16 protein-coding genes are annotated in these 12,905 nt (G+C 41.3%); all 16 read left to right on the forward strand.

Annotated features, from left to right (window positions below):
* Window positions 1-2 precede the first annotated feature (2 nt).
* The 16 genes from ABC374_RS06385 (at window position 3) to ABC374_RS06460 (ending at window position 12,748) form a co-directional block, all read left to right on the forward strand.
* The gene (locus ABC374_RS06385; protein WP_413016545.1) at window positions 3-785 is read left to right on the forward strand and encodes a cell division protein FtsQ/DivIB; all 783 of its coding nucleotides are present in this window, start codon (window positions 3-5) and stop codon (window positions 783-785) included.
* Window positions 772-1,464 carry a DUF881 domain-containing protein gene (locus tag ABC374_RS06390; RefSeq protein WP_350301953.1) on the forward strand — a complete coding sequence of 231 codons (693 nt, stop codon included), beginning with the start codon at window positions 772-774 and terminating at the stop codon, window positions 1,462-1,464. Before ABC374_RS06385 ends, ABC374_RS06390 begins: the two co-directional genes overlap by 14 nt.
* A 42-nt stretch (window positions 1,465-1,506) precedes the next feature.
* Window positions 1,507-2,217, forward strand: a complete 711-nt coding sequence (locus ABC374_RS06395; protein ID WP_350301954.1) for a DUF881 domain-containing protein — start codon at window positions 1,507-1,509, stop codon at window positions 2,215-2,217.
* Complete coding sequence (locus ABC374_RS06400; RefSeq protein WP_137018793.1) at window positions 2,217-2,582, forward strand: small basic family protein; 366 nt, start codon at window positions 2,217-2,219, stop codon at window positions 2,580-2,582. The genes ABC374_RS06395 and ABC374_RS06400 overlap by 1 nt, the downstream gene beginning before the upstream one ends.
* A 267-nt stretch (window positions 2,583-2,849) precedes the next feature.
* Window positions 2,850-4,148: a cell division protein FtsA gene (gene ftsA, locus ABC374_RS06405; RefSeq protein ID WP_137018792.1), complete on the forward strand. Its 1,299-nt coding sequence runs from the start codon at window positions 2,850-2,852 to the stop codon at window positions 4,146-4,148.
* A 44-nt stretch (window positions 4,149-4,192) separates the two neighbouring features.
* The gene (ftsZ, locus tag ABC374_RS06410) at window positions 4,193-5,350 is read left to right on the forward strand and encodes a cell division protein FtsZ (RefSeq protein WP_101224586.1); all 1,158 of its coding nucleotides are present in this window, start codon (window positions 4,193-4,195) and stop codon (window positions 5,348-5,350) included.
* Between the two features lie 449 nt (window positions 5,351-5,799).
* On the forward strand, window positions 5,800-6,726 hold the full coding sequence (spoIIGA, locus tag ABC374_RS06415; protein WP_350301955.1) for a sigma-E processing peptidase SpoIIGA: 927 nt from the start codon (window positions 5,800-5,802) through the stop codon (window positions 6,724-6,726).
* Between the two features lie 58 nt (window positions 6,727-6,784).
* Complete coding sequence (gene sigE, locus ABC374_RS06420; protein WP_034313874.1) at window positions 6,785-7,504, forward strand: RNA polymerase sporulation sigma factor SigE; 720 nt, start codon at window positions 6,785-6,787, stop codon at window positions 7,502-7,504.
* 151 nt (window positions 7,505-7,655) lie between these two features.
* Window positions 7,656-8,435 carry an RNA polymerase sporulation sigma factor SigG gene (sigG, locus tag ABC374_RS06425; protein WP_034313871.1) on the forward strand — a complete coding sequence of 260 codons (780 nt, stop codon included), beginning with the start codon at window positions 7,656-7,658 and terminating at the stop codon, window positions 8,433-8,435.
* 220 nt (window positions 8,436-8,655) lie between these two features.
* Window positions 8,656-8,925: a YlmC/YmxH family sporulation protein gene (locus ABC374_RS06430; RefSeq protein ID WP_137018790.1), complete on the forward strand. Its 270-nt coding sequence runs from the start codon at window positions 8,656-8,658 to the stop codon at window positions 8,923-8,925.
* 54 nt (window positions 8,926-8,979) lie between these two features.
* A complete protein-coding gene (pgeF, locus tag ABC374_RS06435; protein WP_413016549.1) occupies window positions 8,980-9,807 on the forward strand; it encodes a peptidoglycan editing factor PgeF in 828 nt (275 codons plus the stop codon).
* 2 nt (window positions 9,808-9,809) lie between these two features.
* A complete protein-coding gene (locus tag ABC374_RS06440) occupies window positions 9,810-10,481 on the forward strand; it encodes a YggS family pyridoxal phosphate-dependent enzyme (RefSeq protein ID WP_413016551.1) in 672 nt (223 codons plus the stop codon).
* A gap of 21 nt (window positions 10,482-10,502) precedes the next feature.
* Complete coding sequence (locus tag ABC374_RS06445) at window positions 10,503-10,967, forward strand: cell division protein SepF (protein ID WP_137018787.1); 465 nt, start codon at window positions 10,503-10,505, stop codon at window positions 10,965-10,967.
* Window positions 10,968-10,973: 6 nt separating this feature from the next.
* Window positions 10,974-11,240: a YggT family protein gene (locus ABC374_RS06450; protein WP_350301958.1), complete on the forward strand. Its 267-nt coding sequence runs from the start codon at window positions 10,974-10,976 to the stop codon at window positions 11,238-11,240.
* A gap of 133 nt (window positions 11,241-11,373) precedes the next feature.
* Window positions 11,374-12,147, forward strand: coding sequence for a YlmH family RNA-binding protein (locus ABC374_RS06455; RefSeq protein ID WP_350301959.1), 774 nt, complete (start codon window positions 11,374-11,376; stop codon window positions 12,145-12,147).
* 85 nt (window positions 12,148-12,232) lie between these two features.
* Window positions 12,233-12,748 carry a DivIVA domain-containing protein gene (locus tag ABC374_RS06460; protein WP_034313857.1) on the forward strand — a complete coding sequence of 172 codons (516 nt, stop codon included), beginning with the start codon at window positions 12,233-12,235 and terminating at the stop codon, window positions 12,746-12,748.
* Window positions 12,749-12,905 lie beyond the last annotated feature (157 nt).

The raw sequence follows: 12,905 nt of genomic DNA on the forward strand, positions 1-12,905 counted from the left end.
GGATGGAAAAGGGGAAAATCGTTTCCATTGAGGACCGCATCCCGAAATTAAAACAATTAAGAAAAAGCAAAGCAAACAGGCGGCTTGTTCTTTTGCTTTCCCTTTTCTTCATTCTGGTTGCTTGTGTGCTATATTTCTTATCCCCGTTGAGCTATGTGAAATCCGTGCAGGTAGAGGGGAATCGTTATATTACTTCCAAACAGATCATTAAATTGAGTAAAGTGAAGAAGGATCGAAGCATCTGGAAGGTTGATACAGGGGCAGCAGCAGCCAATATCAAAAAAAATCAAGAAATAAAAAGCGTTAAGGTGACTCCGGTATTTCCTAATTCCATTAAAATTACGGTTTCGGAACACAACAGGATGGCATATCTGTCCAATAATGGGAAGTTTGCACCCATTTTGGAAAACGGGTCCGTTTTAGAGGAGTTAGCAACAGGCGAAATTCCAGTATTTGCCCCTGTTTTAATTGGTTTCAAAGAGGGTAAAGCATTAAAGTTGCTTTTAGAAGAGCTGGACAAGCTTCCTGTCGAGATCCAGAATGCCATTTCGGAAATTCATTACGCTCCAACCAAAACCGATGACTACCATATCGTCATGTTTATGAACGATGGGTTTGAAGTAAGTGCGACGAGCCGTACTTTATACGAGAAAATGATTCACTACCCATCGATAGTCAGCCAGCTGGATCCAGAGGTAAAGGGAGTCATCGATCTGGAAGTGGGTTCTTATTTTAAAGCATATGATGACGATGAACAAAAGGAAGAAACCAATGAGGAAAATTAATGGCAAACGGGTGGTTTTACCCCTGGTTTGCGTGGTTCTCGGATTCATGATTGCCTTCTCTTACAATCTGACCAAAGAAGGTGAAGGTGCAGGGAAGGACAAAGCCTGGGATCAGGAATATGAACTCAGGCAGCAGCTGATCGAACAAGAGAAACAGAACCGGGAACTTCAGAAGGAACTCCTTCAGAAGCAGGAAAATGTGTCCCAAATAGAAAAGGACCTAGCGCAGGAAAAACAGCTTTTTTTCAATTTGGCAAGAGATACGGAAAAATACCGGATGTTTCTCGGAAAAGTGAAGGTGAAAGGCTCAGGCCTTCAGGTGACGCTTGAAGATGGTACAGATATGGAGTCGGAAGCCAATGTTAATAACTATCTCGTTCATGAACAGCATGTCTTCAAGGTCGTCAATGAACTATACATATCAGGTGCAGAGGCTGTTGCGATTAACGGTCAAAGGTTAAATCATGATTCATACATAATCTGTAATGGGCCTGTGATTACAATCGATGGCCATCAGCATCCTGCTCCCTTCATCATTTCTGCGATTGGGGACCCGGATGTCCTGGCTGCTTCACTAGACCTGCCCGGTGGCATCAAGGAACAGCTGGTTAATGAGAATATTATCTTTACAGTGGAAAAGCAAAAGAATATCATTTTTGATCCAATTATTGGAGGGTGATCAGACCGCCGGAGTCGATGAAAGATTGGTGAGAAACTGGAAATGAATAAAAAGCTTTCTTTTAGTTTGGTTACGTTGATTGCTGGCTTCATGCTCGCAATTCAATTCAATTTGGTGAATCAGCCTGTCGTATCCGATACAAGGGATATGTGGGAGCTGAAAAATGATTTATTGAAAGAACAGCAGACCCAGGCGGAGTTAATAGAGGGTATCAGTAAGCTTGAGGGAAAAATAGCATCCTATGAAACAAAGAAAAATGAGAGTAAAGAAGAAGTATTGCGTGACACCCTGACCGAATTAAAGACTGACGCAGGTTTGACCGAAATAAAAGGTAATGGGGTCATCGTTTCCATACAGCCTATCAAAGCGGATATCCTTCTTGGTGAGAAGGTCGAATATATTTCACCTGTTTTGATCATTCGGCTCATTAATGAAATGTATAGGTATGGCGCTGACGAAATTTCCATTTCAGGACAAAGGTATATATCAACATCGGTTATTCGTGATATTAATGGGCAGCCGAAAATGGACGGATATCCTCTTGTTCATTACCCGGTCGAACTGCAGGCAATAACCGTTAATCCAAAGAAACTGAAGCAGCGCATAGAAGGTTCCGAACTTATGGATGATTTCTTTATAGATAATTTTGAAGTGCAGATTAAGGTGCCTTCCGGTGAGTTGACATTGCCGGCCTACCAAAATGCTATTGATGTAAAACACATGGAACCCATTATGGATGGGGGGGGATCGTAATGTGGCTTCCGGTTTTCGGACTATTGATTGGAATCACGCTTGGTTTTTTGGTGGACTTTGATATTCCCCATGAATATTCAAATTATCTCTCCATTGCCGTGCTTGCTGCTTTTGATACCTTATTTGGGGGCATACGGGCTCATCTGCAAAACCTTTATGATGAAGTAGTATTTGTAACAGGATTCTTCTTTAATATTGTTTTAGCCGCAGGTTTGGCTTTTCTAGGTGTACATCTTGGTGTAGACTTATATTTAGCCGCAATCTTTGTGTTCGGCGTAAGGCTGTTTCAAAATATTGCCCTGATTAGAAGGATCCTAATTGAAAAATGGTCCATTTCCCGGAAAAAGCAGAAAAAAAATCGATAATTTTAAAGGGAATTAAGTCATAAATGACGAATAGTTTATGGCAGTATCTAGTTTATTAATGATATCAGACTCGTTAAAGAAGCGAACAATAAGCATCATAAAGAGAGAAATTTACGAGTTTTGTTCGGGAAATACAAATTGAACCGCTTATTATGAAAAAATTTGCGAGTTGTTGTAATCAGTTCTGTTATCCTATAATGTATAAGTCTTCGATATAAAAATGTTATTCTACTAATACATGTATAAAACTGAAGGAGGTGCCATGGAATGAACAGCAACGAAATATACGTAAGTCTTGACATCGGTACATCCAGTGTAAAAGTTATCATTGGGGAAATGGTCAATGACACATTAAATATAATCGGCGTGGGAAATGTTAAATCAGAGGGGCTCAAAAAGGGTTCGATCGTCGGCATAGATGAAACCGTCCAATCCATTCAAAAGGCTATAGAGCAAGCAGAACGGATGATAGGGATGGAGATAAAAAAGGTAATCGTCGGCATAAGCGGAAATCATGTGACGCTTCAGCCGTGTCATGGGGTAGTAGCGGTATCCAGTGACAATAAAGAGATTACCGAGCATGACGTTTTCCGTGTCAGGGAAGCCGCGGAGTTAATAACGATACCATCCGACAGGGAAATCATCGACGTGGTGCCGATCCATTACAAAGTTGATGAACTTGATGAAATCAGTGATCCAAGGGGCATGATAGGTGTCCGGTTGGAAATGAGAGGGATATTAATCACAGGTCTTCGGACAATTTTACATAATACGCTGCGCTGTGTGGAAAGGGCAGGGTTAGAAATAACCGATATCGCCCTTCAGCCCTTAGCCGCAGGTTCCCTTGTATTATCCAAGGATGAAAAAGAACTTGGTGTGGCACTTGTCGATATTGGCGGAGGTTCCACGACTCTGGCAATTTTCGAACAAGGCTATTTACAATATACGTCTGTGATACCTATAGGCGGGGAAACACTTACGAAGGATCTTTCCATCGTTCTAAGGACAACGATGGAAGAAGCTGAGAAAATAAAAGTGAAGCATGGACATGCCTTTTATGATGACGCGTCTGAAGATGAAGTATTCCAAATACCGATCATCGGCAGCGATCAGCAGCAAACCTGCAACCAGTTAATGCTTTCGGATATCATTGAAGCGCGGGTGACCGAAATATTCGAGTTGATTCAAGATGATTTGAGGAGACTTGGCTTCCAGGATATACCGGGTGGTTTCGTGTTGACCGGGGGCGTCGTCAAGATGCCGGGAGTCCTGGAGCTTGCTCAATATGTGTTCCAAAACCGGGTAAGGACAGCTGAACCGAATTACATCGGTGTCAGGGAACCTCAATACACGACAGCTGTTGGTTTGATTAAACACGCATGCAAGAAAGAGAGAATGCAAAAAAACACCGCTAATAAAACTCCTGTAGCAGCTGGACAAGCACAAGAAGATAACGACCAGCGCAGCCAGAAGGTTTCTCAGAAAAACAAAGAGAACACGGCTAAAAAACAAGGTGAAAAAGGTGAATCTAAATTCAAAAAAATCCTGGGTTACTTTTTTGAATAACAATCATTAAGAATCGGGAATTTCGTCAAAATAGGAGGATTGTCATGTTGGAGTTTGATTCTAATCTAGAACAATTAGCAACGATAAAAGTAATAGGTGTTGGCGGCGGCGGCAACAATGCGGTAAACAGAATGATCGAGCATGGTGTACAGGGTGTTGAGTTTATTTCTGTCAATACGGATGCACAGGCTCTTAATCTATCAAAAGCAGAAATCAAAATGCAAATCGGTGGAAAGCTTACACGCGGTTTGGGTGCAGGTGCCAATCCCGAGGTAGGAAAAAAAGCTGCAGAAGAAAGCAAAGAGCAGATCGAAGAAGCGCTTAAAGGTGCCGATATGGTATTCGTAACGGCTGGAATGGGCGGCGGTACGGGAACGGGGGCTGCTCCTGTCATAGCTGGCATTGCTAAAGATCTAGGAGCACTTACAGTGGGTGTAGTTACGCGTCCATTTACCTTCGAAGGCCGAAAACGTGCAACACAGGCACAAGGCGGCATTTCATCCATGAAGGAATCGGTTGACACACTGATCGTCATTCCGAACGACCGCCTCCTTGAAATCGTCGATAAAAGCACGCCAATGCTTGAAGCATTCCGTGAAGCAGATAATGTGCTTCGTCAAGGTGTACAAGGGATTTCAGATCTAATTGCTGTTCCAGGTCTAATTAACTTGGACTTTGCCGATGTGAAGACCATCATGTCAAACAAAGGTTCCGCACTTATGGGAATCGGGATTTCCTCAGGGGAAAACCGTGCGGCGGAAGCGGCGAAAAAAGCCATTTCCAGTCCGCTGCTTGAAACATCGATTGATGGTGCCCAAGGTGTACTGATGAATATTACAGGTGGTACGAACCTAAGTCTTTTTGAAGTCCAGGAAGCGGCCGATATCGTGGCTACTGCATCCGATCAAGACGTAAACATGATCTTTGGTTCGGTTATCAATGAAAACTTAAAAGATGAAATCGTCGTTACGGTAATTGCAACAGGCTTTAACGAGGTTGAAGCTTCAATACGGCCTACTGGACGTCCAACACTCGGACAACAGCAGCAATCAAGACCTCAGACACAACAAACGCCACAGCAAAACGTGAAGCGGGAAGTGAAGAGGGAAGAAGTCAATGAACAGCCTGCACGTAATGCCAATCAAGGTGACGAGGCCTTGGATATTCCAACATTCCTCCGTAACCGCAATAGACGCCGTTAATATCGACGTCACATGCCGTCCCCATTTGGGGACGGTTTTTTGACGTTAATAAATGAATTCCTTAAAAGCAGTAGTGTCCAATCATAATGGGGCATTCTTCAGCTTTATCACTCTGACCGATGTGCAGAACGAAATCTGCATAATAGTATCTTTGTTCTTGCCTGCATGTCCCTCAGCGGTATCTGACGGATCGCCTTGGCAGAAGGAATCCAAAAAGATGAGAGCAATAAATTATTAAACTTTTATAACATAAATCGACAGAAGTAAAAGGGAGCAGGATAGTCTCTATGACAGTAATGAAAATATCAATAGCTGTTTTTCTACAAAAAGGGTAAAAATGACTGAAAAACTCTTAAGTTTTCAGTACAAAAAGTGACACACTTTCTAAGGGCAGGTACGCTATACTTTTTGCTAGTGGAAGGTTAGTTCATAAAAGGAGGGGAGGGTGTTTGACTTTATATTTAGATGTGATCTGGTTGTTGAATTGGTTATTTGACTGCCTCCTTTTATATTGGACCGCAATCATTCTCAAACGAAGGGTAGCTCTTTGGCGGGTATGCATCGGCGGGCTGATTGGTTCCTTCATTATCGTATTGGCATTCACTCCTTTTTATGCAATTGCCGACCGAGTGTACATGAAGATTTTAGTATCCCTGGTCATGGTGCTGGCAACCTTTGGGTTCAATAGGTTAAAACTTTTCATGAAATCGGTGGCCACTTTATATTTCGTGACGTTTTTATCGGGAGGTATCCTTCTAGGACTACATTACCTATTTGAATTCCAAATCGTGTCCAAGGACCCTGGTCAATATGCAGGAATCAACCGTTTTGGGGACCCTGTCAGCTGGATATTCATAATGATCGGGTTCCCGCTCGCATGGCAATTTTCCAAGCGAACACTTGAAGGAATGGAGATGACAAAACTTACACATGAACAAATGGTTTCGGTCTCGGTTAAAATTTCTGACTTCGAAGGGAAATTTCATGGATTGGTGGATAGCGGCAATCAACTATATGACCCCATTACACGTTCCCCAGTAATGATCATCGCACTTTCTGGCGGGGAAACAGGAATTCCGGACGATATGCTGGAGCTTTTTAAAAACCCTGATAACCTGATTAGTCAGGAAGAGCAGCCCGAATATTCATGGACAGGAAGAATGCGTGTAATCCCTTATAAAGTTGTGGGTCATGAACATCAGCTGTTAACCGCAATCAAACCGGATTACATCAAAATCGTTCAAGGAGAAAAAGAATTTCACGTCAAGCAGGGTCTCGTTTCGTTTACCTTTCAGCAACTCTCTCCCGACAATAGCTATCAATCTATCGTTCACCCGAAAATGTTAACCGGGATACCGGTGCAAAATGCCTCCTGAACCATCGATTCACTCTTAAATTTGACCCATAATCCGTTTATTAGAAGGGAGAATTATTTTGAAGAAATTCATTCTTCGGCTCACTTATTTTTGGTACAAACTATTGTTCAAGCTCGGATTGAAAACGGACGAAATATTTTATATAGGAGGGAGTGAGGCACTGCCGCCTCCCCTTTCAAAGGAAGAAGAAGCTATACTGATCAATAAATTACCCAATGGCGATGAAGCTGCACGCTCGATCTTGATTGAACGTAATTTAAGGCTGGTGGTTTATATTGCCAGGAAATTTGAAAATACCGGCATCAATATTGAAGATTTAATCAGCATTGGTACCATAGGTTTAATCAAAGCTGTGAATACATTCAATCCTGAGAAGAAAATAAAACTGGCTACATATGCTTCAAGATGCATCGAGAATGAAATATTAATGTATTTACGCAGAAATAACAAAATCCGTTCTGAAGTTTCTTTTGATGAACCTCTGAATATTGATTGGGATGGAAACGAACTTCTGTTATCCGATGTACTTGGAACGGACGATGACATTATCACGAAAGATCTTGAAGCAAACGTTGACCGTAAGCTGCTGACAAAAGCACTTACACAGTTATCTGAACGTGAAAAACAGATAATGGAACTCCGTTTTGGACTTGCAGGCGGAGAAGAAAAAACCCAAAAGGATGTTGCCGACATGCTGGGGATTTCCCAATCTTACATTTCTCGTTTGGAAAAAAGGATTATTAAGAGGCTTCGTAAAGAATTTAATAAAATGGTGTAAAAAAATAATTTTGCTTAAATGTCAATCAAATCAATACTTTGGTAGCTATATTGAAAAATAATGGCGGATTTCTGTTCTAGCCATGTGCATATTTTTTCCTCCCGCGGAGATACTGTTTTTTGTACAGCGCTCCTGTGAGGAGGGAATAATTTTGTCTCGTAATAAGGTTGAAATCTGCGGTGTGGATACATCAAAATTACCGGTTTTAAAGAATGAAGAAATGAGAAAACTCTTTAAAGAACTGCAAGATGGCGATATTTCAGCAAGAGAAAAACTGGTAAACGGGAATCTTCGACTCGTTCTAAGCGTCATTCAACGCTTCAACAATCGGGGAGAGTATGTAGATGATCTATTTCAGGTAGGCTGTATAGGGTTGATGAAGTCGATAGATAACTTTGACCTAGGTCAAAATGTTAAGTTTTCAACGTATGCTGTACCGATGATTATTGGAGAAATAAGAAGATATCTTCGTGACAATAATCCAATTCGGGTATCCCGTTCTTTAAGAGACATCGCTTACAAAGCTTTGCAGGTAAAAGAGAAGCTCATAAGCCAGACCCTTCGTGAGCCGACAGCTGAAGAAATCGCCAAGGTGTTGGAAGTACCTCATGAAGAAATTGTTTTTGCACTAGATGCTATACAAGATCCAGTTTCACTTTTTGAACCGATTTATAATGATGGCGGGGATCCGATTTATGTACTCGACCAACTGAGTGATGAAAAAAATAAAGATAGTACCTGGATTGATGAGATAGCTATAAATGAAGGTATGAGACGGTTGAATGACCGGGAAAAAATGATCCTTCGTAAACGGTTTTTCCAAGGAAAGACGCAAATGGAGGTAGCCGAGGAAATCGGCATTTCACAAGCACAGGTCTCCCGATTGGAAAAAGCGGCAATCAAGCAAATGAATAAAAATATCCAACAGTAGAAGCTGAGCATGAGAAGTAGTTAGCTGAAGCGGGTAGGGCAAAAATGTCGATACCCGCTTAGCAGCTACTTATCCATAGCGGCTTTTTTATTTTGTAGAAAAGCCCTTCCGTGAATCGAATGGACGTTTATTTATCGTATTCTTCATCCTTGAGCGCATCATGTCATATACATAGGAATAGGACCTTCATCTATGATGAAATTTTGAGGAGCTGAGTGATGTGACCAGGATTTCCGAATTTCAAATTAAGGATATCGTCAATATAGCGGATGGCAAGAAATTAGGTAATATGTCAGATCTTGAAATCAATACGGCCACGGGGAAAATAGAGGCCATTGTCGTTTCGAATGGAACCAGATTAATGGGTTTTTTTGGCAAGGAGCAGGATATTGTGATTCCGTGGCGCAAAATAAAAAAAATCGGTGCAGATGTCATACTTGTTGAACATCAGACGGTATTTCAAGCAGAACTGAAAGATGAACGGTTTTAAGGTGCATGGCGCAAATATATGATACACTAGACTAAAAATAAAGAGGTTTATAGCATGAAAGAGCCATTTGTTTTAATAAAAGATCAATACATGCTCATTGACAGCTGGAGACAAAAAAATCTCCAGCTCGTAGCGGGCTTCACCACAAAAAATGGGGGAGTCAGTACAGGTGATTTTCAAACATTGAATACCGGTTTTCATGTCGGTGATGAACTTGAAGATGTCCAGGAAAACCGCAGGGTTATAGCCGATAAGCTGATGTTTCCGCTTAATGAATGGATAGGCGCCGAGCAGACACATGAAACGAAAATCCGTCAAGTTACCAGCCATGATGGCGGGAGAGGTGCTGCAGATTATGATTCGGCCTTTAAAGCGACTGACGGATTCTATACGAAGGACAAAAACGCTCTATTGACCCTTTGCTATGCAGACTGCGTGCCCTTATACTTTCTTGCTCCGGCACATGGTATGATTGGGGTGGCACATGCTGGCTGGAAGGGTACCGTTAATGGAATTGCACGAAAAATGGTTGAGGCTTGGCTGAGTGAGGGTATAAAAGCAAATGAGATATTTGCCGTTGTTGGACCGTCAATTTGTTCGAAGTGCTATGTAGTTGATGATTATGTCATGGATTTAGTGCAGAATTTGCTGGTAGATATTGACGAAAAGCCCTATAATTTAATCAGTGAAGGACAATATCAGTTGGACCTTAAGCAACTTAATGCATTGATTCTTCAAAAATCAGGAATTCCACAAAGTCAGATCGACGTTACATCATACTGTACAAGCTGTGATCATGAATTGTTTTTTTCACATCGCCGTGATAACGGGAAGACAGGCAGATTGATGAGCTTTATCGGTTGGAAGGAGGATTTAGAGTAATAGTGAAAGTAGTGGACAATTTAAAAAACATCGAAGAAAAAATAAATAGAGCATGTGAAAATAGTGGAAGGGACCGTGAAACGATAAAGTTGATCGCAGTGACGAAATATGTTTCGGTCGAGAGAGCGAATGAAGCATTGGAAGCGGGAATACTCGATTTGGGTGAAAACCGTGACGAAGGGCTTTTGACTAAATATGAAGTGCTCAAGGACAAGCCCACCTGGCATTATATTGGTTCCATGCAAACACGCAAAGTAAAGAATGTCATCGATAAAATTTCGTATATCCATTCATTGGACCGCATTTCTTTGGCAGAAGAAATTCAAAAACGCGCAAAAGAGCCGATAAACTGTTTAGTGCAGGTGAATGTTTCTGGTGAGGAATCAAAACATGGTCTGGATCCTGACGCGACAATGGATTTCATAAAAGGGTTATCCGATTTTGATAAGGTGAATGTTGCAGGATTGATGACGATGGCTCCATTGACCGATGATGAACAGGTTTTGCGGGAATGCTTCCGGAAACTGAAGGGCATCCAGGTTGAAATACAAAATTTAGAGTTGAAGCATGCCCCCTGCACTGAATTGTCCATGGGTATGTCCAATGATTTCATGATTGCCATTGAAGAAGGCGCTACAATGATCAGGATTGGTACAGCACTTGTAGGCGAATAATTTTAAGGAGGTACGCTATAGATGTCGTTCGTATCAAAATTTAAATCTTATTTCGCGCTGGATGATGAGTATGAGTACAGGGATGAAGTGATGGAAGAAGAGGAGGCTGAACCAAAAGTCGTGAAGTCAGCTAAACAGCAGCAGTCAGCTTCTGCAGGGAATAATACAAATCAGAATATCGTAAGTTTGCAAAGCGTACAGAAATCTTCTAAAGTAGTATTATTGGAGCCTCGTGCTTATGCAGAAGCCCAGGAGGTAGCTGACCATTTAAAAAACAGGCGCGCTGTAGTCGTGAACCTTCAACGAATCCAGCATGACCAAGGAAAGCGAATCATTGATTTTCTAAGTGGGACTGTCTATGCAATCAGCGGGGATATCCAAAAAATTGGAACAGATATATTCTTATGTACCCCGGACAACGTCGATGTTTCCGGTAATATTACCGGCTTCGCCGCCGAAGAGGAGTACGAAGAAGCGAGGTGGTAATGGTTAATGGGTTTAGTGCTTCAGGGTTTATATTATTTAATTGAATTTTATTCAATGGCATTAATCGTTTACATATTGATGTCATGGTTCCCCAATGCAAGGGAGACATCGATTGGTCAATTTCTGGAAAAGATTTGCGAACCGTATTTAGAACCGTTCAGAAAGTTCATTCCGCCACTTGGCATGATTGATCTTTCACCTCTTGTTGCTTTGCTGGTACTTAATTTTGCCAGCGGTTATGGAATTAATTACTTACAGACTTTGATAGGATGATCAACAATTAACCTGACATGCATTTTACTACACAGTCGGAAGATTCTCCGCTGTGTAGTTGCAACGCAGAATGAGTTTAATCAATTCCTATGATAAACCATTAATTTAATAACTAAGGAGCATTTATTCAATCATGAGCATTTATCAGCATTTCAGGCCGGAGGAAAAAGATTTTATTGACCAGGCCATGAATTGGATTGATCAGGTTAAAAATTCCTACGCTCCGAAACTATCTGATTTTCTTGATCCGCGTCAGCAGGAAATCCTTACTTCCTTAATGGGGAATGATCCGGATGTGAAACTGCAATTCAATGGCGGGAGCGATTTCGTAGAGCGAAAACGTGTGCTCATTTACCCTGATTATTACTCTCCTGAACCATCGGATTTCAATATCTCCTTATACGATATCTCCTATCCAAAAAAATTTGTAACGCTTGAACATAGGCAAATACTTGGAACCTTGATGTCACTGGGGGTAAAGCGTGAAAAATTTGGTGATATAATAGTGACGGAGGAGCATATTCAATTTATAGCTGCCGAAGAGATGGATTCATATCTCACTGGGAATCTGGAGAAAATAGGTAATGCTTCCGTTTCCATGAAACGGCTTCCGATCGAGAATATCGTCCAAGTTAAGGAAAAATGGGAAGAGCATGTAACCACCGTCAGTTCCCTTAGGCTTGACAGTGTGCTATCGTCCGTCCTGAATATGTCCCGTCAAAAGACGCAGGCCTTGATAACGTCAGGAAAAGTAAAGGTGAATTTCAAGCAAACGGAAAACGTCTCGGAAGAATGCCGTGAAGGTGATACACTTTCCATCAGAGGTTTTGGCAGATGTAAAATAGCTTCCATTGATGGGAAAACCAAGAAGGATAAGTGGAGAATCTCGTTAGGCAGACAAAAATAATTCAATAAAAAGCAGGATTTATAAATTTATTGTCGAATATAGAGTTTTAACATACTAGAGTAGAAACCGTTCTGGAGGTGCCGTAATGCCCTTAACCCCGATAGATATACATAACAAGGAATTTAACAAAGTATTTCGAGGGTATGATGAAGATGAAGTAAATGAATTTCTCGACCAGGTCATTAAAGATTATGAACTGATTTTGAGGGAGAAGAAAGAACTTGAAGATAAACTGAACGAGACTTTTGATCGTTTGGGACATTTTACGACAATTGAGGGTACACTTAACAAGTCGATTATTGTCGCTCAGGAAGCAGCCGAAGAATTAAGGCGCAATGCCCAAAAAGAAGCGAAACTGATCATAAAGGAAGCAGAGAAAAATGCTGACAGGATCGTCAATGAGTCACTTGTGAAAGCAAGGAAAATAGCGATGGATATTGAGGATTTGAAAAAGCAATCGAAAGTATTCCGGACGCGTTTCAAAATGCTTGTCGGTGCACAGCTGGATTTGCTGGACAATGACGATTGGGATCATCTTCTGGATTATGAAGTGGATGCGACTGAAATAGAATTAAATGAGAGAGTGGAAGAGGAAATTTAAACGATTCCTTGACTTTGAACACTTTTTTCGCATATAATTTTTTAACAATACTATTCATTATGAAATTAGACGATGACAGGGAAAGTAAATTCTTCACACACTTATTTTTAGCGAACCGGGGATGGTGAAAGCCCGGAATAAGCGAAGATATTGAAGA

It is taken from the genome of Peribacillus phoenicis (assembly GCF_047238085.1).
In the GTDB taxonomy this organism is placed as follows: domain Bacteria; phylum Bacillota; class Bacilli; order Bacillales; family DSM-1321; genus Peribacillus.

Bases quoted from the DNA above. Each gene is read 5' to 3' on its own strand.
- ABC374_RS06395 (WP_350301954.1), top strand. From the start codon at position 1,507: ATGAATAAAAAGCTTTCTTTTAGTTTGGTTACGTTGATTGCTGGCTTC.
- pgeF (WP_413016549.1), top strand. From the start codon at position 8,980: ATGAAAGAGCCATTTGTTTTAATAAAAGATCAATACATGCTCATTGAC.
- ABC374_RS06385 (WP_413016545.1), top strand. From the start codon at position 3: ATGGAAAAGGGGAAAATCGTTTCCATTGAGGACCGCATCCCGAAATTA.
- ftsA (WP_137018792.1), top strand. From the start codon at position 2,850: ATGAACAGCAACGAAATATACGTAAGTCTTGACATCGGTACATCCAGT.
- ABC374_RS06445 (WP_137018787.1), top strand. From the start codon at position 10,503: ATGTCGTTCGTATCAAAATTTAAATCTTATTTCGCGCTGGATGATGAG.
- ABC374_RS06400 (WP_137018793.1), top strand. From the start codon at position 2,217: ATGTGGCTTCCGGTTTTCGGACTATTGATTGGAATCACGCTTGGTTTT.
- ABC374_RS06390 (WP_350301953.1), top strand. From the start codon at position 772: ATGAGGAAAATTAATGGCAAACGGGTGGTTTTACCCCTGGTTTGCGTG.
- ABC374_RS06460 (WP_034313857.1), top strand. From the start codon at position 12,233: ATGCCCTTAACCCCGATAGATATACATAACAAGGAATTTAACAAAGTA.
- ABC374_RS06450 (WP_350301958.1), top strand. From the start codon at position 10,974: ATGGGTTTAGTGCTTCAGGGTTTATATTATTTAATTGAATTTTATTCA.
- ABC374_RS06455 (WP_350301959.1), top strand. From the start codon at position 11,374: ATGAGCATTTATCAGCATTTCAGGCCGGAGGAAAAAGATTTTATTGAC.
- ftsZ (WP_101224586.1), top strand. From the start codon at position 4,193: ATGTTGGAGTTTGATTCTAATCTAGAACAATTAGCAACGATAAAAGTA.